Below are 22526 nucleotides of genomic sequence, written 5' to 3'. Positions count from 1 at the left end.
CAAGGATTCCTGGCGCCCGGTTGATTTAAATCAACCGACTACGCCTGCGCATGTAGCTGCGGCTTAACGCACCTTCCAGTTCCTGCTCCGTTTTATGCTGGTTCACCGTGTACAGGGCCCACAGGGCCGCCGGCGCCCAGCCGATCACAGTGCACTGCAAGATCAAGGCGGCGGCACCGGCCAGCGGGCGCCCCAGCATGAAAAACGTGAGACACGGAAGTAGCAAGGCTATCAGCAATCGCATCACGACATACTCTCCTTCAAAATAGAGCAGCGGACAAGGGCCGGTATCCGGTCCGTCCCCCGCCCGCTGCGTACTGCTCCTTACAACTACAATTTATAGATGCACGGCAATCTGCGGCATCAAGTCGTCAAACGTGCGACCGTTGCCGTTTTCTCCGATGGCGTGCATCTTCCATTCGCCGTTATGGCGGTACAGCTTGGCCATGATCTGTGCCGTGTGGGTACCTTGCACAGACAGGTTGAAACGCGCGACTTCCTGGTTATTGCTGGCATTCAAGATGCGGCAATAGGCGTTTTCCACCTGCGAGAAGTTCTGGCCTGTAAAGCTGTTGACGGTGAAGACCAGGCTTTTCACGTTCGCCGGCACTTTCGACAGATCGACATTGATCTGTTCGTCGTCGCCATCGCCCGCGCCCGTACGGTTGTCGCCCGTGTGAACGATGCTGCCGTCCTTGCTTTTCAGCTGGCGGAACCAGACGATGTCGGACGTGCTCTTGTTTTCATCGAACATGACGCACGAGGCGTCCAGGTCGACGGCTTCCGTCTTCGAACCGAAACCGAGGAAACCCTTGGTCTTGGCCGCATCCCAGCCCAGGCCCATGGTGATACGGGTCAGGGTGGTACCAGCTTCTTTGTCCAGAGAAATCTTCTGGCCTTTGCTCAAATTGACAGACATACGCATTGCTCCTGTTTGGTTGGTTGCATTAACTGCTCTTACGCCGGCTTGCTTTGCGTCCAGGCGAGGAAGGCTGCGCGGTTGCGCGAGCACACGAGGATTTTTCCCGTGCCTGAAAATTTCAGCACTACGCCCTCGCCGCTGGTCTGGCTATTAATCAGATTACCCAGAAAGCCGCTGCTGCCGCCGGTCGTCATGGAAATTTCGTATTGCAGGCGGTTATCCCAGCACACGACGTGCGAGTTATCGATCACCACGTCCTTGCCAGGCGTCACTTCCAGTATCGACATCGCGCCAAAACCGGAGACCGCCAACTGGCCGCTGCCTGCCGTCTCGGTGATGAAAAACCCACCGCTCTGGGCAAACAGCGCATTGCCAAGGCTTTGCGTGCGCACCTTCAATTCCACGCCAGCACTGGCCGCCACGAAGGCGCCGTCGCTGATCATGTATTGCTGGGCGCCAATCTCATTGCCCACATCCAGCACCCGCATCGCGCCGGGCAAGGTCGGCGACAGCAGACAATCGCCGTCGCCCCGCATGGCCTCGATATGCTGCTGAAAGAACGATTCCCCGTTGGCAAAGGTGCGCATCAGCGCCGCGCCTATGCCGCCAGTCATCTTGCCTTTCAGCTCAAGATTGGTTTCCATCATCACCATCGCGTTGGATTCGCAATAAATCTTCTCGCCCTTGGCCAGCGACACATGCAGGAACGGGTCGACATCCCCGGTAATAGTAAAAACTGGCATTCAACTGTTCCTTCCTTGACGATGATGCTGATGGCGGCGGCCCGCACCGCGGACCGCCTTTGCTATTGACGACTTAGACGCCGACGCCGAACGAGGCAGCCAAAGGACCTAAACCGCCCTTGTAACCCTGGCCGATGGCCTTGAATTTCCAATCGGCGCCATTGCGGTAGATTTCACCGAAGACCATCGCCGTTTCCGCCGAACCGTCTTCCGACAGGTCGAAGCGGGCGATTTCCGTGTTGCCGTTGGCGTTCACGCAACGCACGTAGGCCTTCGACACCATACCAAAGTTTTGCTTGCGCGCTTCGGCATCGTGAATCGTGACGCAGACGGCGATCTTGTCGATCTCGGCTGGCACCGTGGCCAGGTCGACGATGACGGTTTCATCATCGCCATCGCCGGCGCCGGTGGTGTTGTCGCCCGAGTGGGTGACGGAACCGTCGCTCGACTTCAGGTTGTTGTAAAAAATCATGTCGACGTCGGCGCGAACCTTGCCGTCGGCCTTCAGCAGGAAGATCGAACCGTCGATGTCGAATGCGGCGCCGTCGGTGGCGCGGGCATCCCAGCCCAGGCCGATGATCATCTTCGAAATGCCGGGGGCTTCCTTGCTCAGGTTGACGTTGCCGCCTTTTTGCAGACTGATTGCCATGATGTATTTCTCCTATGTGGGTTGTGTATGACCAAACACCTGGCGCCCTCCACCGGCCTGACTCCCCAGGCCGGCGGCGACGCTTGCTACAACTTGCCGACAAACGGGTGTAGTCGTTTGTCGCGCATTCTTTACACTGCCTTGACCGGCTCCAGCGCTTGCGTCTGGCCTTCTTCGAGGGCCATCCTGCGCTTGTGGCGGATCGACGACCACAGCGAGGCGAGAATGAAGGCCACGCCGATCAGACCCGTGAAGATCTCGGGAATGTGGAACTTCATGCTGACCAACATGATCACGGCCAGGATACCGATCGCATAGTGCGCGCCGTGCTCCAGATAAACGAACTCGTCGAGCGTGCCCTTGCGCACCAGGAACACCGTCATCGAACGCACAAACATCGCGCCGATTGCCAGGCCCAGCATGATGATCACGACATCCTTGGTGATGGCAAACGCGCCGATCACGCCGTCAAAGCTGAACGATGCATCGAGCACTTCCAGGTACAGGAAGCCGCCGATACCGCCGCGCTTGATGATGTCGCCCATGTTGCCGTCGCCGTTATCGCCTTCCAGCAAGCCGCTGATCACATCGACGCCCACGTAGGTCAAAATACCCCACAGACCGGCCGTCAGGACCACCAGTTTCTGGCCTTCGTCGATCATCGACAGGCTGGCCATCAGGGTACCCAGCGCGATCATCACGGAAATCGACGAGATCTTGCCCAGCGCGCCCAGTTTTTCTTCAATACGGCCCAGCCAGTGCGTTTCTTTCTCCGAGTCCAGCAGGAAGTTCAGGAACACCAGCAGCAGGAAAATGCCGCCGAAAGCCGCCACTTCCGCGTGGTGATTCGTCAGGTGCATCGAATACTGTTCCGGATTGCTCAGGGCCAGATTCCATACTTCCAGCAAGCCCAGGTCCGCCGCTTGCGCCACGATGACCAGCGGGAACAGCAGACGCATGCCGAACACGGCGATGATGATGCCCACGCCGAGGAACAGGTTCTGCCAGAACTTGTCCCAGTTCTTCAGCACCGAGGCGTTGACCACCGCGTTATCGAACGACAGCGAGACTTCCATCACGCTCAGAATCACCGCTATGCCCAATGCCGACAGCATGGTCGACACGCCACCGTGCGTGTAACCCCACCAGGCGGAAATACCCAGGCAGATAAATGTCACTAGAAATGACACTCTGAAATGTTTCATCGATAGTTCCCCTTTATCCAAATTCAATGGAACGTAGTATAAGGACATGTGACACATTTAAAAATAGAAGATAATGGAAGCATTACTTCGTAAAAACAGAAGATAGGACCATGCGATGAAAACGACCGGTTTCAATTACCGCCATTTGTACTTCTTTTGGGTGGTCGCCAAGGAAGGCGGCGTGACGCGCGCGGCCGAGCGGCTGGGACTGGCCGTGCAAACCATCAGCACCCAGCTGGCCCTGCTGGAAAAGGAACTGGGCAAGTCGCTGCTGCAGCCGCAGGGACGGCGTTTGGTGCCGACGGAAGCGGGCCGGCTGGCGCTCGGCTATGCCGACCAGATTTTTTTGCTGGGTGAACAGATGCAGGAAGCGCTGGCCGACACGGACGCGGAAAAGATGCGCCTGACGGTGGGCATTTCCGATTCCCTGCCGAAACTGATGGCGTATCGCATGCTCGACGCCACGCGCAGCCTGAACAAGCCCGTCAAGCTCGTCTGCCTGGAAGATGAATTCGAGTCCCTGCTGGCCGACCTGGCCCTGCACAAGCTGGACCTGGTGCTGACGGACCGCGCCGTGCCGGCCGGCGCCAGCTTGCGCGTCTCCAGCCACCTGTGGGGAGAGAGCGCGATGAAGCTGTTCGCCATCCCCGCGCTGGCGGAACAATACCGCGACAATTTCCCGCACAGCCTGCACGGCGCGCCATTTTTACTGCCCGCGCGCAATAACGCGCTGCGCGGGCGCATCGACGAATGGATGGTGCAGCAGGGCGTGCGCCCCGACGTGGTCGGCGAATTCGAGGACAACGCCATGCTCAACGCGTTTGGCCGCAAGGGCCTGGGCCTGTTCTTCGCTTCGGCCAGCCTGGCCGACGAGATCGAGGAGCAATTCGGCGCCGTGCTGGTGGGCGACGCCTCGTCCCTGCGCGAACAGTTTTATGTGATTTCGAACGAGCGCAAGATCATGCACCCGGCGCTGGACGTGATCCTGGCCGCCATCCAGAGTCACCCGAAGATTCACAAGGAAACCTGATAAATCCATTCGAAAATAACGTTTGAATAATCAATCAAAAGCGATTGTAATGAAGCCTGAGACAAACACGCGCCTGTCCCTCGCCGGAAGGGCGCGACCACCATAAAAAAACAGGAGCGGCACCATGTCCACGGCAGGCAAGACGATCGATATTCCCGATCTCATCAATAACAACAAGATCGGCTCCTTCCAGATCGGCATGCTGATCCTGTGCGGGCTGTGCGTCATCATGGATGGCTTCGATGTACAGGCGATGGGTTATGTGGCACCCGCCATCATTGCCGACTGGCATGTGAGCAAGGCTAACCTGGGCCCCGTGTTTGGCGCGGGCTTGCTGGGCATGCTGGTCGGCTCGCTCGTCTTCAGCATCACGGCCGACAAGTTCGGCCGCCGTCCCGTGCTGATCGGCTCGACCATCTTCTTTTCGCTGTGCATGCTGGTCACGCCGCTGGCGACGACCATCGAGCAATTGCAGCTGATCCGTTTTATTACCGGACTGGGCCTGGGCGCCGTGATGCCGAACGCCATGGCGCTGGCCGGCGAATACAGCCCCCTGCGCAAGAAAGTCACGCTGATGATGCTGGTCTCGTGCGGCTTTACGCTGGGCGCCGTGCTGGGCGGATTATTGTCCGCCGCGCTGATTCCCGCCTTCGGCTGGCAATCCGTGTTTTACGTGGGCGGCGTGGTGCCGCTGGTGATCGGCGTGCTGATGTTCTTCCTGCTGCCGGAATCGATGCAATTCCTGGTGCTCAAGCAACGCAAGCTGGATAAAGTCGCCAAGTGGCTCAAACGCATCGACCCGACAGTAACGATCACGGCCGAGACCCAGTATGTCGTGCATGAGAAGGCCCACAAGGGCGCGCCCGTGCTGCAATTGTTTACGGGCGGCCGCGCCAAGATGACGATTTTGTTGTGGGTCATCAACTTCATGAACTTGCTGAACTTGTATTTCCTGTCGAACTGGCTGCCGACGATCGCCAAGGAAGCGGGCCTGTCCACGGCCAACGCCGTGCTTGCCGGCACGGCCCTGCAAGTGGGCGGCACCATCGGCACCCTCGTCATGGGCCAGCTGATCGACCGTTCCAGCTTCCGCCGCATCCTGCTGCCATGCTTTTTGGTCGCCGCCGTCGCCATTGCCCTGATCGGCCGTCCCGACGTGTCGCTGGCCTTCCTGTTCATCACGATCTTCATCGCCGGCTTTTGCGTGGTGGGCGGCCAGCCGGCCGTCAACGCCCTGGCGGCCAGCTACTACCCGACCACCTTGCGCTCGACGGGCATCGGCTGGAGCCTGGGCATCGGGCGCATCGGCTCCATCATCGGCCCCGTGCTCGGTGGCGAGCTGATCCGCCTGAACTGGCCCAACAGCACGATTTTCCTCGTCGTCGCCATCCCCGCCATCGTCTCGGCCGTCATGGTGTTTGCCATGCGCGGTGGGCCGCAAACGGCGGCCAAGGGCTGAAAACAGCTGATAAAGCGTGAAAAAAACGCCGCGCGCGCCCGCCTGCACGGGCGGCGTGCGCGGCTAAATTAGGCTATGCCGGCCTTCGTCGTTTAAGATGACGTTTTTACAGCCCATCTTTTTGCGCCCCCATGCACAATGTCTTGCTAGTCCTGCTCGCCCTCTTCCTGGTCGCGCTGAACGGTTTTTTTGTTGCCGCCGAATTTGGCATCGTCACCTTGCGGCGCACGCGCATCCGCGCCATCGCCAGGACACAGGGACTGCGGGGCCGCATCCTGGCCAAGGTGCATGGCCAGCTGGACGCCTACCTGTCCGCCTGCCAGCTGGGCATCACGCTGGCGTCGCTGGGCCTGGGCTGGGTCGGCGAACCGGCGTTCGCCGGCTTGCTCGAACCCGTGTTCGGCGCCATCGGCGTCACCTCGCAAGAGCTGATCCACGGCATTTCCTTCGTCCTCGCCTTCAGCGTCATTTCCTTCCTGCACATTGTGGTGGGTGAACTGGCCCCCAAATCGATGGCCATCCGCAATCCGGAAGCCGTCGGCCTGTGGAGCGCGATTCCCCTGTATGGTTTCTACTGGGCCATGTATCCGGCCATCTACCTGCTCAACGCCAGCGCCAACTGGGTGCTGCGCATGGCGGGCCTGTCCGGCAAGGGCGGCCACGATGCGCATTACTCGTCCGAAGAATTGAAACTGATCCTGCGCACCAGCCAGCCGGGCGAGAAATTTACGCGCGACGAGCGCAACATCCTGGCGCAGTCGCTCGACTTCGAACAAATGACGGTGTCTGACCTGATGCGCCCGATCAATGAAGTGATCGCCCTGTACGCCTCGAATACGCTGGAAGAAAACCTCGACACGGTGCTGCGCAACCGCTTCAGCCGCTACCCGTATTTCGACACGAATGAAGACGACGTACTGGGCGTGGTGCACTTGAAGGATCTGTTCTTTGCCCAGCAGGCGGGTAAACCAATCACCTCGCTCACGCCGTTTTTGCGTCCCGTGGACATCATTTCCGCGCGCACGCCGGCACTCGAACTTTTCCGCCGCTTCCGCGACGGCGCGCCGCACTTCGCCCTGATCGGAGAGAAGGGCAAACGCCCGCTGGGTTTCATCACCCTGGATAACTTGCTCGGCGCCATGGTGGGCGAAATCCGCGACGAATTCCGCCGCAATGAAAACGACTGGCTCAAGCAAAGCGACGGCACCCTGATCGGCAAGGCCAGCCTGCCGATCTTCTCGCTCGAACGCATCCTCGGCATCGATATCGAAAACGAGGAACTGGGGCTGGACGATGTGGAATCGGTGGGCGGCTTAATCATGGTCAAGCTGGGGGATATTCCGAAGCAGGGCCAGCGCATCACCTTTGTCGACTTCGACATCGTCGTCAAGAAGATGAACGGACCCCGCATCGTGCTGATCAAAGTGATTCCGAAGCAGGAACGCGACCTCGACGCAGACTTGCGCGACTGATTACTTCTTCAACGTCAGCGAATCTTTGCCCTGCGGCACGGTGGTCTCGCCCACCGTCCACGTCTGGAGCAAGCTGTACAGCACCGCCAGCAGGGTCGGCCCGATAAAGATGCCGACGAAGCCGAAGGCCAGCACGCCGCCCAGCACGCCAAGCAGCACCAGCAGGAACGGCAGGCTGCTGCCGCGGCTGATCAGCATGGGTTTGACCACGTTATCCACGCCGCTGATCAGCAGCGCGCCCCACACCAGCATGAAGATGCCCCAGCCCGTCTGGCCGTCGGAAAACAGCCAGATGGCGGCGCCGCCCCAGATCAGGGGCGGGCCGACGGGGATCAGCGAAAAGATGAAGGTGGCCACGCCCAAGAGCGCCACGGCGGGCACGCCGGCGATCAGAAAGCCGATCACGGCCACCAGCGCTTGCGCCAGCGCCGTGCCCAGCAAGCCGTACATGACGCCGCGCACGGTGCGGCTGATGGTCAGGCCCACGCCGGGCGCGCTGTCGCCGATGATGCGGCCCGCACCCGTCATCAGGGCACGGCTCAGTTGCTGGCCGTCGCGGTAGAGGAAGAAGCTGACGAACACGGCCAGGCTGGTCTGCGCCAGGCCCGTGCCCAGCAAAATGCCGCCGGAAGCGAGGAAATGGCGCGCCGGCTCCAGCATGGTCTTGCCCAAATTCAGTAATTCCTCGCGGTCGGCCAGCAGGCGCTCCACGTAGCCGGCGATGGTTTCGCCCACCACGGGAATGCTGGCCAGCCAGGCAGGTGGATGCAGGCCGCCCGATTCCAGCGCGGCGCGGATCTGGTCATAGATGCGCGAGACATTGTCGGCCAGGTTGTAGGTGACGAGAGCCAGCGGCAGCACGATGACGAGGATCAGCGACACCGTCATGATGGCGGCGGCCCAGTTGCGGCGGCCTTTCAGGCGTTCCAGCAGCAGGATATACAGGGGCCAGCTGGAAATGCCCACGCAGGCGGCAAACAGCATGGCGGCCAGGAAGGGCCGCAAGACGAAAAAGCAGCCGATCAGCAAGAAGATGATGGCTGCCAGGCGGGCGTGCGGCTCGAAACGTTTGTCCATGTACTGCAAATCCTGAAGATGGCGCCTGGTGGCGCGACCGGGTCAGGATAGCAGAAGTTTAAGATCGTGCGCGATGGCGGCAGGTTTTTCGCCGTGGCGCACGAACAGGCGGATCTTGCCTTCGCGGTCGAACACATAGGTGCCGGCCGTGTGGTCGACCGTGTAGCTGCTATCCGTTTCGCCTTCGACCTTGGCGTAATACACCTTGAATTCCTTGGCTACCTTGGCCGTCGCGGCCGCATCGCCATACAGGCCGACGAAGCGCTTGTCGAAGGCGGGCACGTACTGCGCCAGCAAGGCTTGCGTGTCGCGCTCGGGGTCGACGGTGACGAACAGCACTTGTACCTGGTCCGCCTGCGGACCCATTTCCCGCATCACTTGCGCCATGTCTGCCATGGTGGTGGGGCACACATCCGGGCATTGCGTGTAGCCGAAGAACATCAGCACCAGCTTGCCCTTGTAGTCGGCCAGGGTGCGCGGGTGGCCCGTGTGGTCCGTCAGCGCGAACTCGCGCGCGTAGCCGAGGCCAGTCACGTCCGTATTCTTGAATTCCAGCTTCGGTGCGGCAGGCTTGCCGCAGCCGGCGAGGACGGCGACCAGGGTGGCCGCCAACAACAGGGTCAGGGTTTTTTTCATGTTCCGAGGGGAATATAGTGGTCGACCAGCAAGGCCGCGAACAGCAATGCCAGGTAAATGATGGAAAAAGTAAACGCTTTGCGCGCGATCAAGTCCGTGTAGTGGCGGTACATTTTCCATGAGTAATACAGGAAGCCGGCATTGAGCAGCACGGCGGAGGCCAGGTAGATCAGGCCGCTCATGCGCACGGCAAAGGGCAGCAAGGTGGTGGCGGCCAGCGCGATCGAGTACAGCCAGACGTGAAATTGCGTGAATTGCATGCCGTGCGTGACGGGCAGCATGGGCAAGCCCGAGCGCGCGTAGTCGTCGCGGCGATACATGGCCAGCGCCCAGAAGTGCGGCGGCGTCCAGACAAAGATGATCAGGACCAGCAGCCACGCCTGCATCGGCACGTCGTTGGCCACGGCGGCCCAGCCCAGTGCGGGCGGCATGGCGCCGGACAGGCCGCCGATGACGATGTTTTGCGGCGTGGCCGGTTTGAGCACCATGGTGTAGATCAAGGCATAGCCGACAAAGGTGACGAACGTCAGCCACATGGTCAGCGGATTGACGAGGTTGTACAAAATCGCCATGCCCAGGCCGCCGATCACCAGCGCGAACACCACCGTCTGTTTCACCGTGATGTCGCCCATGGCCATGGGGCGGCGCGCCGTGCGGGCCATGCGCGCATCGATTTCGCGCTCGGCCAGGCAATTGACGGCAAACGCGGCGCCGGCCAGCAGCCAGATGCCGATGGTGCCGAACACCACCGCGCGCCAGTCAGGCAACTCCTCGCTGGCCAGGAACATGCCGATGACGGCGCAAAACACGGCCAGTTGCGTCACGCGGGGCTTGGTCAGCGCCCAGTACTGGGCGATGCGGGGGGATGGTTTACGGCTGATGGTCTGAGTAGTCATTTATGCGGTACGGGAAGGACTGGCTGGTGCCGTGGGCACTGGCGCGGAGGCGCAAGCGCGCTGAACAGTGCGCGCAACATCGAGTTGGAATTTAGCCTTGTAGTTTAACATGGTCAGCAACAACACGAGCAGCGCCGCCCCGCCGTTATGCAGCACGGCGATCGACAAGGGCCAGCTCAGGTAAATCGTCGCCAGGCCCGTGGCCGCCTGCAGGGCCAGCACCAACGCCACCCAGCGTGCCGTGCCGCGCAGGGACGGCAGTTTCCACGCGCGCAACACCGTATAGCCGACACCGGCCAGCACGATGAAGGCGAAATTGCGGTGCACCCAGTGGATGGCCGTCAGCGCGGCAAACGGCAAATAGTGGCCGGCGGCCGTCTTGCCCAGCTCGCGCCACAAATGAAAACCATGTTCAAAATCCATCTCCGGAATGACCTTGCCGCCGCACAGGGGGAAATCCGTGCAGGCCAGGGTGGCGTAGTTGGTGCTCACCCAGCCGCCCAGCGCGATCTGCACCGTCAGCAGCACGAGCGACATGACGGCCAGCGCGCGCACGGGGCGCAGCACGGACGCATCCGCATCGGCGCGCAGCAAGGGTTTCACCGCATGATCCTGGCGCCCGCCCAGCCACGTCAGCATGGCCAGCAGCCCCATGCCCAGCAACAAGTGGATGGTGACGATCACCGGCTGCAGTTTCAAGGTGACGGTCCAGGCGCCGAACGCGCCCTGCAGGCAGACGAACAAAAACAGCGCCGTCGGCAGCGCCGGGGCGAATTCCGCCCGGCGGCTTTTGCGCCACTGGCGCCACGCCTGCACCATCATCGCCACGATCAAGACGCCAATGGCCATGGCCAGGTAGCGGTGCGTCATTTCGATCCACGCTTTCACCACCGTGACGGGTCCCGTCGGCATCAGGGTTTCCGCCGCCACGATATGCTCGTGCGCGAGGAATGGATTGGCCGAGCCATAACAGCCTGGCCAGTCAGGACAACCGAGGCCGGAATCGGACAGCCGCGTAAAGCCGCCAAACATGATCAGGTCGACCGTCAAAAAGACGGCGATCCACACCAGCTTGCGGTATTTATTGGCGTCCGCGGACACCCAGACCATGGTCAGCGGCAGCAGCGCCACCAGCAGACCCGTCAAGCCCAGCTGGGCCAGCGCGGAGAGATGCATCGTCGGCATGCAGACTCCTCAACCGATCGCCGAAGCTTTGAGCAGCTTGGCGATGTCTTTCTTGATCTTGTTCGGGTCCGCGTCTTTCGGGAAGCGCATCATCAGATTGCCCAGCGGATCGATCAAATACAAATGGTCGCTGGTCTTGCCGCCCGGCTCCACGGGCAGCCACGCTTTCAGGGCGTCGTTATTCACACGCAGCATGCTGGTACCGTCGAATTCGCGCATCACCAGCGTGTCGAGCGGCTGGGCATCCGTCACCAGCCACACCCGTTCCAGGCGTTCGCGTTCCTTGCCTTGCATGAGGCGCAGTTGTTGCATGTCAAACAATTGCTTCTTGCATGCTTCCTGGCAGTCGGATGGCCCCGTTTGCAGCAGCACCCACTTGCCCTTGAATTGCGCCAGCGGCGACGCCTTGCCATCGAGTTGCGTCACGTGCAATTGTTCTTCGGGAATCGGGTGCAAACGGGGATCGATCAGGGCGCCGTAGTTGTTGCGGCCCGTGGGCTTGATGATGTAATACGTGAAATACGAAGCGATGATGGGAAAGGCGCACACGGCCACCACGGCCAGCAGTTTCCAGCGTCCGTTGTTCTGCGTCTGTTTCTCGGGGCTGTCTTGCGTTGCTTCAGGGCTGTTTGTTTGCACGTCGAAATCCTGTAAAGACAAAAAATAAAAAAGCCATCAGTGCCAGGGCATACCACTGGAAGGCATAGCCGCGGTGCTTGTCCACGCCCAGGTCGGGCGCCGGCCAGTCGCGCACGGGAAGCTGGCCAGATGCTGGCGGATCAACTGGGTCGACCGTTTGTTCGAGAATAAATGGCTGCAAGGCCAGGCCGCTGGCCCTGGCCAGCTGGCCGATATCGGCATTTTGCACGATGGCGTGCGGCGCCAGGGCGGGCGCCGTGCCCAGTTCCATCACATGGCCCGCGTTCAGGCGCGCGATGCCGGTAATCGTCACCGTGCCGGCCGGCGTGGCGTAATCGGGAATGCGCGTGCGCTCGGCATTGTTGCGCGGCAGCCAGCCTTGCGCCACCAGCACGTGCATGGGGGAACCGTCTATTTGAAATGGCGTGAGCACGTGGAAACCGGCCTGGCCTTTGTAAGGGCGGTTGTCCAGGTAGACCGTCCAGGCGGGCACAAAATGGCCCGTGACGGTAACGCGGCGGTACTCGATCGCTTGCGCGTCGGCCGGCAGCAGGGGCGCGGCCGTCAATGCCAGCGGCGCGGCCTGGTTGCCCGCTTCCAGCCGGGCGGCGCGGGCGACTTTTTCATCGCCACGGCGCTGCTGCCATTGCGCCAGCGACACGCCCAACGCCACCAGTAGCAGCATTACAATAAATGGAATCCATCTAAAATGGAAGTGGATACGCATTACAATGAAACCTCCTCAAGCCTGGCGCTACCATCCATGAAAATCCTCGTTGCCATCGCCTTCATCCTGATCCTGGGCAGCCTGGGCTCGGCCCTGTTCTTCCTCATGCGCGACAAGGGCAAGAGCAACCGCACCGTGCAGGCGCTGGCCCTGCGCGTGGGGCTGTCGATCACCCTGTTCCTGCTGATCCTGCTGGCGCATCATCTGGGCTACATCCAGCCGACGGGAATTCATTAAGCCCGTTCTTGCCTGATTGGCAAATTCTTCACACTAAGAAAAAAGCCGTACCCAGGATCTCCCGGTACGGCTTTTTTTATGGTGCAGGCCGCCTAACAACGGCGCGTGCCCTGCCCCGCCATTATAACCAATACACGACCACGTACAGGCCCAGCCAGACGACGTCGACAAAGTGCCAGTACCAGGCGGCGCCTTCGAAGCCGAAGTGGTGGTCGGGCGTAAAGTGGCCTTTCAGCACGCGGTACAGGATGACGGACAGCATGATGGCGCCCAGGGTCACGTGGAAGCCGTGGAAACCCGTCAGCATGAAGAAGGTGGCGCCGTAGATGCCGGACGTCAGTTTCAAGTTCAGTTCGCTGTAGGCGTGCACGTATTCATACACCTGGAAGCCCATGAAGATGGCGCCCAGCAAAATCGTGGCAAACAGGAACAATGCCGTCATGCCGCGGTGGCCGGCGCGCAGCGCGTGGTGCGAGATGGTCAACGTGACGCCCGACAGCAGCAGCAAGGCCGTATTGATGGTCGGAATCCAGAACGGCGTCATGGTGGTAAATTCCTGCACCGTGCCGGCCGGGCCCGTATTGCCCCAGTGGGCGGCGAAATCGGGCCAGATCACCTTGTGGTCGAGGTCGGCCAGCCACGGCATCGAGATGCTGCGCGCATAGAACAGGGCGCCGAAGAAGGCGGCGAAGAACATGACTTCCGAAAAGATGAACCAGCTCATGCTCCAGCGGAAGGAGTGGTCGATGCGCTCGCTGTACAGGCCCTGCTCCGATTCGCTGATGGCGTCGCCGAACCAGAAATACAGCACCAGCAGGATGCCGGCGATGCCCAGGTAATTCACATACGGCCCCCAGGAGACGTCGTTGACCCAGGCCGAGGCGCCGATCATGGTCAGCAGCAGGCTGGCGCCGCCCAGCATGGGCCAGCGCGACGGGCCGGGCACGAAATAATAAGGTACGGCGGCGTGGTTGGAACTCATCATCATCTCCTCAAAAACTTGTAGGGTGGTTTTTTTATAATTTATAAAACGACGAATTTAACAATTGAAATCAGGATGCCGATCAGGCAAGCCACCACCAGGAAGCCGGCGATGACGATGTGCACGGGATTGATCTTGGCCGAATCCGTGTCGAAATCGCTCTTGCGGCGCAGTCCCGTGAACGACCACACGACGGCGCGCAAGGAATACAGGAACGACGCTTTTTCCGGCTGCTTGGATTCGCCCATGGCACTCTCCTATTGGACGGCCGGCGTCTGAGCCTTGCTCAGACCGGCAATCTCGAAAAACGTGTACGACAGGGTGATGGTCTTCACCTCTTTCGGCAGGGCCGGATCGAGGAAGAACACCACCGGCATCTGCCGCGCTTCGTGCGGTTTCAAGGTCTGCTGCTTGAAGCAGAAGCACTCGACCTTCTTGAAATGCGGCGTGGCGCTCTGCGGCGCGTAGCTGGGAATCGCTTGCGCGTTGACGACGCGGTTTTGCGTATTGACCACTTCATACAAGACGGTCACCAGCTCGCCCGGATGCACCTGCATGCTCGAGACGGTCGGGCGGAAGCGCCATGGTCCCTGCGCATTGCCGTCGAACTCGACGGTGATGCTGCGCGTGGTGTCGACCTGCGTATTGTTGTCGTAGGCCACCGTGCCATCTTTTTGCGTCAGCACGTTGATGCCCATCACTTCGCAAATCTGCTTGTAGACGGGAATCAGGGCATAGCCAAAGCCGAACATCAGCACGGCAATGACCAGCAGCTTGCCCAGCATCTTGCGGTTCAGGCCGCGTGTTTCCTGTTGGTGGGGCGTCATCACGTCAGAGCCACATGCGCTTGACGAATACGGACAGGAAGAAGAAGGCCGCCAGGGCGGCCAAGATCAGCCCGGTACGCAGGTTGTTCGGTTTTTTACGCTCAGTTTTCACTTCGGTCATGGCAGGCACTTTATTCAAGACGGGCCGCGCAACACGCCGGCCCGTGACACTGACATTATTTGACGGTCGGCGGCGTTTCAAACGTGTGGAATGGCGCCGGGCTCGGCACGGTCCATTCCAGGCCTTCCGCGCCTTCCCATGGTTTCGCTGGCGCAGCCTTGCCGCCGCGGATGGTCGGCAAGACCACGAAGAACAGGAAGTACACCTGCATCAGGCCAAAACCGAAGCCGCCGATCGAGGCGATCATATTGAAGTCCGTGAACTGCGCCGGATAGTCGGCGTAGCGGCGCGGCATGCCGGCCAGGCCCAGGAAGTGCATCGGGAAGAAGGTCACGTTGAACGTGATCAGCGACAGCCAGAAGTGGATCTTGCCGCGCGTCTCGTTGTACATATGGCCCGTCCATTTCGGCGACCAGTAGTAGAAGCCGGCGAACAGGGCGAACAGCGAACCGGCCACCAGCACGTAGTGGAAGTGCGCCACCACATAATAGGTATCCTGCAGCTGGATGTCGATCGGCGTCACGGCCAGGATCAGACCCGTGAAACCGCCCATGGTGAAGACGAAGATGAAGCCCACCGAGAACAGCATCGGCGTTTCGAACGTCATCGAGCCCTTCCACATGGTGGCGATCCAGTTGAACACTTTCACGCCCGTCGGCACGGCGATCAGCATGGTCGCGTACATGAAGAACAGCTGGCTGGTCACCGGCATGCCGGTGGTAAACATGTGGTGCGCCCAGACGATGAAGGACAGGATCGCGATAGAAGCGGTAGCGTAGACCATCGAGGCGTAGCCGAACAGGGGCTTGCGGGCAAACGCGGGCAGGATCTGCGAGACGATGCCGAAGGCCGGCAAGATCATGATGTAGACCTCGGGGTGGCCGAAGAACCAGAAGATGTGCTGGTACATGACGGGGTCGCCGCCGCCTGCCGCGTTAAAGAAGGACGTGCCGAAATGGCGGTCCGTCAGGGTCATGGTGATGGCGCCGGCCAGCACGGGCATGACGGCGATCAGCAGATACGCGGTAATGAGCCAGGTCCAGCAGAACATCGGCATTTTCATCAGGGTCATGCCCGGTGCGCGCATGTTCAGGATGGTGACGATGATGTTGATCGAACCCATGATGGACGAAGCGCCCATCAGGTGCATGGCAAAAATCGCCATGTCCATGCCGGGGCCCATCTGCGTCGACAGCGGCGCATACAGGGTCCAGCCGGCAGCCGTGGCGCCGCCCGGCACGAGGAAGGACGTGGCCAGCAGCAGCGCGGCCGGCGGCAGCAGCCAGAACGAGAAGTTGTTCATGCGGGCGAACGCCATGTCGGAAGCGCCCACTTGTAGCGGGATCATCCAGTTGGCGTAGCCGACGAAGGCCGGCATGATGGCGCCAAACACCATCACCAGGCCGTGCATGGTGGTCAGTTGATTGAAGAATTCAGGGTGGAAGAATTGCAAGCCTGGATGAAACAGTTCCGTACGGATCATCAGGGCCAGCACGCCGCCCGACAGCAGCATGATGAACGAGAACCACAGGTACAGGGTACCGATATCCTTGTGGTTGGTGGCAAACAGCCAGCGGCGGTAGCCGGTCGGGTGGTCGTGGGCATGGTCGTGGTCGTGACCGGCGTGGTCCAAGGTGCTCGTGCTCGTACTCATATGCGGCTCCTAATTACTTGCGTGCAGCCACGACTTCGGCTGGTTGAACGATGTTCTCTGCGGCCTTGTTCGACCAGGAATTGCGCGTGTAAGTGATCACTGCGGCGATTTCCGTGTCGGACAGCTGTTTCCATGCTGGCATTTCAGCGGGATACTTGCCGCTCTTTTGCCCGTTCAGCAAGACGTGGATCTGATCGGCTTTCGGGCCGTTCACCACGGCCGAGCCGTCCAGCGGCGCAAATGCCCCTGGCACGCCCTTGCCGGTCGCCTGGTGGCAGACCACGCAGTTGGCCGTATACACTTTCTCGCCCTTGACCTTCAATTCATCGATGGTCCACACCTTGCTTGGATCATCAGCCAATGCCGCCATTTCCTTTTGTTTTACATCAACCCAGGCCTTGTAGTCATCGGCTGAGACGACCTTGACGACGATGGGCATGAAGGCGTGCTCCTTGCCGCACAGCTCGGCGCAATTGCCGCGGAAGGTGCCGATATGGTCGGCCTTGAACCAGGTGTCGCGCACGAAACCGGGAATCGCATCTTGCTTCACGCCAAAGGCGGGCACGGACCAGGCGTGGATGACGTCGTTGGCCGTCAGCACCACGCGGATCTTCTTGTTGACCGGCACGACGACTTCGTTGTCGACTTCGATCAGGTAGTTTTCGCCCCGTTTTTCCGTCGGCGGCACGCCAGGCGCGCCCACTTGCGAGCGCGGCGTGGCCAGGTTGGAAAGGAAGGAAATACCTTCGCCCTCGCCTTTCAGGTAGTCATAGCCCCATTTCCACTGCATGCCGGTGGCCTTGATGGTGATGTCGGCGTTCGAGGTGTCCTTCATGCCCACCACCGTGCGCGTGGCAGGCAGGGCCATGCCAATGACGATCAGGAAAGGCACGACGGTCCAGGCGATCTCGACGGTGGTGCTTTCGTGGAAAGTGGCCGGCTTGTGGCCCAGGGACTTGCGGTGCTTGAAGATGGAATAGAACATGACGCCGAACACGGCCACGAAGATCACCAGGCAGATGATCATCATCAGGGTGTGCAAATCGTAGATTTCATGGGCGATCTGCGTCGCCGGCGGTTGCAGATTCATTTCGAACGGCACGGGACCGCCGGTGCCGGGATAGGTGCCGGCAGCCGGTGCTGCCGTGGCCCATCGCCCGATGCCAAACGCTGTCAAAGACAGCCCGAGCAGCAACGATTGAAGTCGCTTTGCATGTGTCATGTTTTCCCCAACCACCCAAAAATAATGATATTTTAAACGGCTGCGGATTTCTCCGTACTGGACCGCTGCCGCTCCTCCATGAAAGCAACACGGCCGGAATACGGCCATGTGCGTCAAGCACCAGCGAATTCCATGCTGGCTGCGGCAGCAAAAACGGCGGCGCACAACCATGCTGGAACCCTGTTTTTCTTCCCCACCTTGAAATGGCCTCGTGTGGAAGATGGTTACTATACTAATGCAGTAACTTCGAATTAGTCTTGCTTTGTTTTTTTTATTTTGTATGCAGCCCTTGTTTTTTGTACTTAACAAGCTGACAAACAGTCAACGATTATAGTCAAGTAAACTTGAATCCATCAAGCAATAATCGGCTTTGTGCGCGCCCTTCTCCCGGTCGCCGCGCGCTTTGCAACGCCAAGCTGCCACATCGCGCGCAAATGCGACCAAGTATCGGTTTCTTTGCCCTTTTATTTGGGTTTTCTCGGCAAATCAAAGCGGATGATGGCTTCGCCATTGCGCGTCACGCGCGGCGCGGGACGGAAGGCGTGGCCATAGATGACCTCGAAACTCAGGCCCAGCTTGCCGTCGGGACGGCGCATCTTTTCCAGCGCGTCCAGCATGCGCTGCCAGGCCGCCTTGCCCATCAGGCCGCGCCGGCGCGTGGTGAGCGGGTTGCCGCCAAAGGCGCGCACGTCCGCCAGCAGCTTTTCCGCCGTGTCGTAGGTCACCGTAATGATTTCCATGTCCAGCACGGGCGTGGAAAAACCCGTCTCGACCAGCATGTCGCCAAAGTCGTGCATGTCGACAAAAGGCAAGGCGTGCGGATATAAATCCGCCTCGGCAAACGCGTCGCGCACTTCGCGGAAGGTGTCGGGACCGAAACAGGAAAACATCAGCAAGCCAGCGAGGCGCAACGCGCGCCGCCATTCGGCAAACACGCGGTCGGGCTGGGCATGCCAGTGCAGCGCCAGGTTGGACCAGACCAGGTCGACGCTACCGGCGGCCAGCGGCAGGTCGCCGAGGTCGCCGCACAGCAAATCCACGCCCGCCTTGGCCGGCAGCAATTTGCTGAGGAACTGGTTCAGGCTGGCCAGTTTCGAGGCGGGCGCGCGCGCCGCCTGCATCATCGCTTGCGCTGCATCGAGACCGATAATCTGCGCGGCGGGATAATCCTTGTGCAACTGCGCCAGGTCCGCGCCCGGGCCGCAGCCGGCGTCGAGCACGCGCAGGGGGGTGATTTTCACCAGCTCCAGGCGCTCGTGCATGCGTGCCGACACTTCGCGGCGCAGGAAATCCGACGCCGCGACGCGCGCGGGACGGGAAAAGAAATCGCGTACTTGCACCGCATCGATGGGCGCACTCATTTTGGGTGGATTGGCGGGAACTGGCATGTTGAAACCGGTGAGGTGAGATAATGTCGGCAGTGTACATGGAACGACACCATCGCGATGCGGACCGCCACCCAGCCCCGCCTTGATGCCACCTGGCAGGCGCTGCGCCAGTGGCTGGGCGCCACGGTGCTGCCGGCGCAATGCGCGCTGTGCGGCATCGGCTGCCCGGAGATGCTGTGTTCGCCCTGCCGCGCGCAGTATCTTGGACACAGTCGTCCCCGCTGCCGCCAGTGCGCCAATCCGCTCGCGGACATCGAGGTGGCGCTGCTGTGCGGACGCTGTTTGCGCCAGCGGCCCGCGTATGACGCCACCGTCACGGCGTTCGACTATGCGGCGCCCGTCGACCAGTTGCTGCTGCAGCTGAAATTCGGCGCGCGCCTGGCACTGGCGCCCCTGTTGGCAGAACTGATGCACGTTGCCATTCAGCAACAATCTGACTGGGACGCGCCGCAACTGCTGTGCCCCGTGCCGCTGGGCCCGGCCCGGCTGGCCCAGCGGGGCTTTAACCAGGCGCTGGAAATTGCGCGTCCGCTGGCGCGCCTGCTGGACGTCCCTTTGCAGTCCCGCCTGGCGCTGCGCGTGCGCGAAACGCGGGCGCAAAGCGGCGTGGCGCCGCAGGAACGGCGAGCCAACCTGGCGCAGGCGTTCGCCATCGCGCCCGAACATGCGGCGTTGTTGCAAGGATGCCATGTGGGCATCGTCGACGACGTGATGAGCAGCGGGCATACCGTCAACGCGCTGGCCGCCGCCTGCAAGCACGCAGGCGCGGCCAGGGTCAGCATATTGGTGGCGGCGCGCACGCCGCCGCATTGAATTCGCTACATATATGAGGAGAGCATTTTGTTTCACGTTGTTTTGGTAGAACCTGAAATCCCGCCCAACACGGGCAACGTCATCCGCCTGTGCGCCAACACGGGCGCGCAGCTGCACCTGGTCGAACCGCTGGGCTTTCCGCTCGACGATGCCAAGATGAAGCGCGCCGGCCTCGATTACCACGATTACGCCAAGATGAAGGTGCACAAGAATTGGGCAGCGTTCCTGGCCGACACCCAGCCGGACCCATCCCGCATGTTCGCCATGACCACGCGCGGCTCGCGCCCGTTTGGCGACGTGGCCTTCCTGCCGGGCGACGTGTTCGTGTTCGGCTCGGAGACAAAAGGCCTGGATCCCGCCCTGCGCGACGGCTTTCCTGCCGAGCAACGCATCCGCCTGCCGATGCGCCCGGACAACCGCAGTTTGAATTTATCGAACACGGTGGCCGTCGTCGTCTACGAGGCCTGGCGCCAGCACGGGTACCAAGGCGGCGCGTAGGTCGGATTAGGCCCAAGGGGCCGTAATCCGACAACATTGTTGGCGTTAGTGGTGTTGTCGGACTACGCGGGGCTTTACCCCGTTAATCCGACCCACGCGTTTGCATACGGCAATCAGCGCAGCGCCAGCTGCGCGTCAACGCCCGTATCCACATCCAGCATCACCAGCTGCGTGTGCAGGTCGCGCGTGGCGGCCAGCTTGCCGTTGACATATAAATTCGTCTTGACGCCATAGATGCCCTGCGACACGCCGGCCGGCAAGGTCAGCTCGAACGAGTTCTCGAAGCGCCCGCCCGATTTATTGCTGCTGGCCAAGGCCTTCGAGCCGGACTTGAATGGCTGGCCTTGCGGATCGAGCACCACCAGTTCTTCGCGCACGTCGTTGACGCTTTGCGCGCTGCCATTGACCAGTTCCACCACCGAATGCACCTTGAACGGCTGGCCGCGCTTGACGGTCGACGCGCTCAGCTGCGGCGTGTACGCCACCACTTGCGGTTCGCGCGGCAGCGCGCCGCGTGCGCGGATGTAGTCGCGGTCCGCCTGCGCCGCCGTCTTGGTCTGGCGCGAATTGACATTGATCGCCAGGCAACCGGCCGCCGCCAGGCCGCCGCCGATGGCCGCGCCCTTCAGCGCGCCATTCTTGCCACCCGCCAGCGCGCCCAGCAGCGCCCCCACGGCCGCGCCGGCCGCCGCCGACGTGCCCACGCTGCACGGATCTTCATCCGTGGCCGCCTGGGTGGCGCCTTGCGGATAGGAATTATCCTGGCGCACGCCGTTCGGATTCATCGGCGCCGTGGCGCAGCCGGCCAGCATGGCGGCGATGGTCAGTGCGGCGGTGGCGCGCGAGGTGGCGTGATACAGCATGGTGCTCCCGAGGACTAATTGATCGTTGTTTCCGTCTGCAGCACTTGCCGCTCGCGTTCGCGGATGCGGCGCGACAGATTGTCGATGCGCGCATTGCCCGGATCGACGCGGCGCGCGCTTTCCAGATACGTCTTGGCCGCATCGAACTTGCCTTCCAACAAAGAACGCTCGGCGTCGCGCAGGAACGATTGCGCCATCTCGCTGCGCATGGCCGCGCCGCTATCGACGGGCGACGTTTCCAGCGGACGGCGTTCCGTCACCGCTGGACGTTCGACCGCGCGCGCGGGCGCCGGTTCCGTCGACACGCTGCGGGCCGGTGCCGTTTCCAGCGGTGCCGGTGCTGAAACGGGCGCAGGCGCCGACAACGCTTGCACATCGACCTGCAACTGCGGCAATTCCAGGGCTTCGCGGTCGATCGCTTCCAGCCGGGCGATACCATTGCGTGCCGCCGCCGCATCCTTGCCATCGAGCGCCTGGCGCACTCCCACCAGCACGGACGCGGCTGCCGCCTGCTGGCGCGCCAGCTGCTTGCGCAAGGAATCCACGCTGGATGCGCCCGCGCAATCGGCGTCGAGCGCGGCGATGCCGCTGGCCGCGCTTTGCAATTGATGGCCATCAATACTGCGCTCGATGGCGCGCACGCCGCGCTGGCAACTGCCCGATGCGGCGCCCGCCTTGCCGATCGCCGCCTGCAAATCGTCGGCCTTGGCGCTGGACTTGCCCGTGCACACATTTTTCGCCGTCGCCAGCTTCTGGCGGGCGCCGTCCAGGCTGCCATTCGCTACCAGTTTGAGGCCGCTGTCGATGGCGTCGTTGCAGGCCGATTCACTCTTGCCGCCAGGCTTGCCATTCATGTAGACGATGACCGCCGCCAGCACGACGGCGCCGCCCAGCCAGCGCAGCCACTTGCGCGGCGGTGACGGCGGCAGCGGTGCGGCCGGGGCTGGCGCCGGTACAGGCTTCGGCGCGGCTTGCGGCTGCGGCTGGGCCGGTTTCGGCGGTGGTTTCGGCGCAGGCGCCGGAGCTACCGGCTGGGGCGGCGGCTTGGGCGCCACGGGCGGCGCTACTGGCATAGGCGCGGGCATGGGCGGCAGCGTTGGCGGCACGGCCGCAGCTGGCCGGGCAGCGCCAGTCACGGCGTGACCGCAGTACGGGCAATGGCTGACAGCACTGAACAGGCCGCCCTTGCATTTGATGCAGATATCCAAAACTAATCCTTCATTCCAACGTCATTCCAGCGTTCACAGGGGCGGCGGCATCAACGGTGGCGGCGCGCTGAGG

At 61.6% G+C, this 22526-nt stretch carries 26 protein-coding genes; 6 read left to right on the top strand and 20 right to left on the bottom strand.

Going from position 1 to position 22526, the window contains the following annotated elements:
- Nucleotides 1-25 precede the first annotated feature (25 nt).
- From K0F86_RS14810 to K0F86_RS14790, 5 genes are all read right to left on the bottom strand, one after another.
- The gene (locus tag K0F86_RS14810; protein ID WP_034784905.1) at nt 26-244 is read right to left on the bottom strand and encodes a hypothetical protein; all 219 of its coding nucleotides are present in this window, start codon (nt 242-244) and stop codon (nt 26-28) included.
- Between the two features lie 93 nt (nt 245-337).
- Nucleotides 338-919 carry a TerD family protein gene (locus tag K0F86_RS14805; protein WP_219135067.1) on the bottom strand — a complete coding sequence of 194 codons (582 nt, stop codon included), beginning with the start codon at nt 917-919 and terminating at the stop codon, nt 338-340.
- 38 nt (nt 920-957) lie between these two features.
- Nucleotides 958-1665, bottom strand: coding sequence for a TIGR00266 family protein (locus K0F86_RS14800; RefSeq protein WP_219135066.1), 708 nt, complete (start codon nt 1663-1665; stop codon nt 958-960).
- 73 nt (nt 1666-1738) lie between these two features.
- Nucleotides 1739-2314: a TerD family protein gene (locus K0F86_RS14795; protein ID WP_071079413.1), complete on the bottom strand. Its 576-nt coding sequence runs from the start codon at nt 2312-2314 to the stop codon at nt 1739-1741.
- A gap of 131 nt (nt 2315-2445) precedes the next feature.
- Nucleotides 2446-3519, bottom strand: coding sequence for a DUF475 domain-containing protein (locus K0F86_RS14790; RefSeq protein WP_219135064.1), 1074 nt, complete (start codon nt 3517-3519; stop codon nt 2446-2448).
- 115 nt (nt 3520-3634) lie between these two features.
- On the opposite strand from K0F86_RS14790, the gene nhaR reads away from it, so the two are divergent.
- The 3 genes from nhaR to K0F86_RS14775 all read left to right on the top strand — a co-directional run bounded on the left by nhaR (nt 3635) and on the right by K0F86_RS14775 (nt 7480).
- Complete coding sequence (nhaR, locus tag K0F86_RS14785) at nt 3635-4549, top strand: transcriptional activator NhaR (RefSeq protein WP_219135063.1); 915 nt, start codon at nt 3635-3637, stop codon at nt 4547-4549.
- A 124-nt stretch (nt 4550-4673) separates the two neighbouring features.
- Complete coding sequence (locus K0F86_RS14780; protein WP_219135062.1) at nt 4674-6008, top strand: MFS transporter; 1335 nt, start codon at nt 4674-4676, stop codon at nt 6006-6008.
- Between the two features lie 131 nt (nt 6009-6139).
- Nucleotides 6140-7480 (top strand): hemolysin family protein, encoded by a 1341-nt coding sequence (locus tag K0F86_RS14775; RefSeq protein ID WP_219135061.1) that lies wholly within the window; start codon nt 6140-6142, stop codon nt 7478-7480.
- On the opposite strand, the gene K0F86_RS14770 is transcribed toward K0F86_RS14775, so the two are convergent.
- From K0F86_RS14770 to K0F86_RS14745, 6 genes are read right to left on the bottom strand one after another with little or no spacing between them, the layout of a single operon-like run.
- The gene (locus tag K0F86_RS14770; protein ID WP_219135060.1) at nt 7481-8557 is read right to left on the bottom strand and encodes an AI-2E family transporter; all 1077 of its coding nucleotides are present in this window, start codon (nt 8555-8557) and stop codon (nt 7481-7483) included.
- A gap of 42 nt (nt 8558-8599) precedes the next feature.
- Nucleotides 8600-9193 (bottom strand): SCO family protein, encoded by a 594-nt coding sequence (locus tag K0F86_RS14765; RefSeq protein ID WP_219135058.1) that lies wholly within the window; start codon nt 9191-9193, stop codon nt 8600-8602.
- Nucleotides 9190-10089, bottom strand: a complete 900-nt coding sequence (gene cyoE / locus K0F86_RS14760) for a heme o synthase (RefSeq protein ID WP_219135057.1) — start codon at nt 10087-10089, stop codon at nt 9190-9192. The genes K0F86_RS14765 and cyoE overlap by 4 nt, the downstream gene beginning before the upstream one ends.
- Entirely contained in the window at nt 10090-11265 is a 1176-nt protein-coding gene (locus K0F86_RS14755; protein ID WP_219135153.1) for a heme A synthase, read from the bottom strand.
- A gap of 18 nt (nt 11266-11283) precedes the next feature.
- Nucleotides 11284-11913: a cytochrome C oxidase subunit I gene (locus K0F86_RS14750; RefSeq protein WP_219135056.1), complete on the bottom strand. Its 630-nt coding sequence runs from the start codon at nt 11911-11913 to the stop codon at nt 11284-11286.
- Entirely contained in the window at nt 11894-12640 is a 747-nt protein-coding gene (locus K0F86_RS14745; protein WP_219135055.1) for an SURF1 family protein, read from the bottom strand. Before K0F86_RS14745 ends, K0F86_RS14750 begins: the two co-directional genes overlap by 20 nt.
- A 36-nt stretch (nt 12641-12676) precedes the next feature.
- On the opposite strand from K0F86_RS14745, the gene K0F86_RS14740 reads away from it, so the two are divergent.
- Complete coding sequence (locus K0F86_RS14740) at nt 12677-12877, top strand: twin transmembrane helix small protein (protein WP_046683386.1); 201 nt, start codon at nt 12677-12679, stop codon at nt 12875-12877.
- A gap of 121 nt (nt 12878-12998) precedes the next feature.
- On the opposite strand, the gene K0F86_RS14735 is transcribed toward K0F86_RS14740, so the two are convergent.
- From K0F86_RS14735 to K0F86_RS14705, 7 genes are all read right to left on the bottom strand, one after another.
- A complete protein-coding gene (locus K0F86_RS14735) occupies nt 12999-13859 on the bottom strand; it encodes a cytochrome c oxidase subunit 3 (protein ID WP_099379804.1) in 861 nt (286 codons plus the stop codon).
- Nucleotides 13860-13900: 41 nt separating this feature from the next.
- Nucleotides 13901-14107 carry a DUF2970 domain-containing protein gene (locus K0F86_RS14730; protein WP_219135054.1) on the bottom strand — a complete coding sequence of 69 codons (207 nt, stop codon included), beginning with the start codon at nt 14105-14107 and terminating at the stop codon, nt 13901-13903.
- A gap of 9 nt (nt 14108-14116) precedes the next feature.
- Nucleotides 14117-14686 (bottom strand): cytochrome c oxidase assembly protein, encoded by a 570-nt coding sequence (locus K0F86_RS14725; protein ID WP_219135053.1) that lies wholly within the window; start codon nt 14684-14686, stop codon nt 14117-14119.
- A gap of 4 nt (nt 14687-14690) precedes the next feature.
- Complete coding sequence (locus tag K0F86_RS14720) at nt 14691-14807, bottom strand: cytochrome oxidase small assembly protein (RefSeq protein WP_217494223.1); 117 nt, start codon at nt 14805-14807, stop codon at nt 14691-14693.
- Nucleotides 14808-14862: 55 nt separating this feature from the next.
- A complete protein-coding gene (gene ctaD / locus K0F86_RS14715; RefSeq protein ID WP_034749009.1) occupies nt 14863-16461 on the bottom strand; it encodes a cytochrome c oxidase subunit I in 1599 nt (532 codons plus the stop codon).
- A 13-nt stretch (nt 16462-16474) separates the two neighbouring features.
- Nucleotides 16475-17683: a cytochrome c oxidase subunit II gene (gene coxB, locus K0F86_RS14710; protein ID WP_219135052.1), complete on the bottom strand. Its 1209-nt coding sequence runs from the start codon at nt 17681-17683 to the stop codon at nt 16475-16477.
- A gap of 464 nt (nt 17684-18147) precedes the next feature.
- Complete coding sequence (locus K0F86_RS14705) at nt 18148-19044, bottom strand: methyltransferase domain-containing protein (RefSeq protein ID WP_219135048.1); 897 nt, start codon at nt 19042-19044, stop codon at nt 18148-18150.
- A gap of 84 nt (nt 19045-19128) precedes the next feature.
- Between K0F86_RS14705 and K0F86_RS14700 the strand changes: the two genes are divergently transcribed.
- Nucleotides 19129-19884, top strand: a complete 756-nt coding sequence (locus tag K0F86_RS14700; RefSeq protein WP_219135047.1) for a ComF family protein — start codon at nt 19129-19131, stop codon at nt 19882-19884.
- Nucleotides 19885-19911: 27 nt separating this feature from the next.
- Nucleotides 19912-20382 carry a tRNA (uridine(34)/cytosine(34)/5-carboxymethylaminomethyluridine(34)-2'-O)-methyltransferase TrmL gene (gene trmL, locus K0F86_RS14695; protein WP_071079428.1) on the top strand — a complete coding sequence of 157 codons (471 nt, stop codon included), beginning with the start codon at nt 19912-19914 and terminating at the stop codon, nt 20380-20382.
- A gap of 113 nt (nt 20383-20495) precedes the next feature.
- On the opposite strand, the gene K0F86_RS14690 is transcribed toward trmL, so the two are convergent.
- On the bottom strand, nt 20496-21245 hold the full coding sequence (locus K0F86_RS14690; RefSeq protein ID WP_219135046.1) for a hypothetical protein: 750 nt from the start codon (nt 21243-21245) through the stop codon (nt 20496-20498).
- 14 nt (nt 21246-21259) lie between these two features.
- Nucleotides 21260-22330: a hypothetical protein gene (locus tag K0F86_RS14685; RefSeq protein ID WP_219135045.1), complete on the bottom strand. Its 1071-nt coding sequence runs from the start codon at nt 22328-22330 to the stop codon at nt 21260-21262.
- Nucleotides 22331-22526: the final 196 nt, after the last annotated feature.

This window comes from Janthinobacterium sp. UMAB-60, assembly GCF_900095235.1.
Classification (GTDB): domain Bacteria; phylum Pseudomonadota; class Gammaproteobacteria; order Burkholderiales; family Burkholderiaceae_D; genus Janthinobacterium.
Note: the sequence above shows the minus strand (reverse complement) of the source record. Positions and strands in the feature narration are given on the sequence as shown.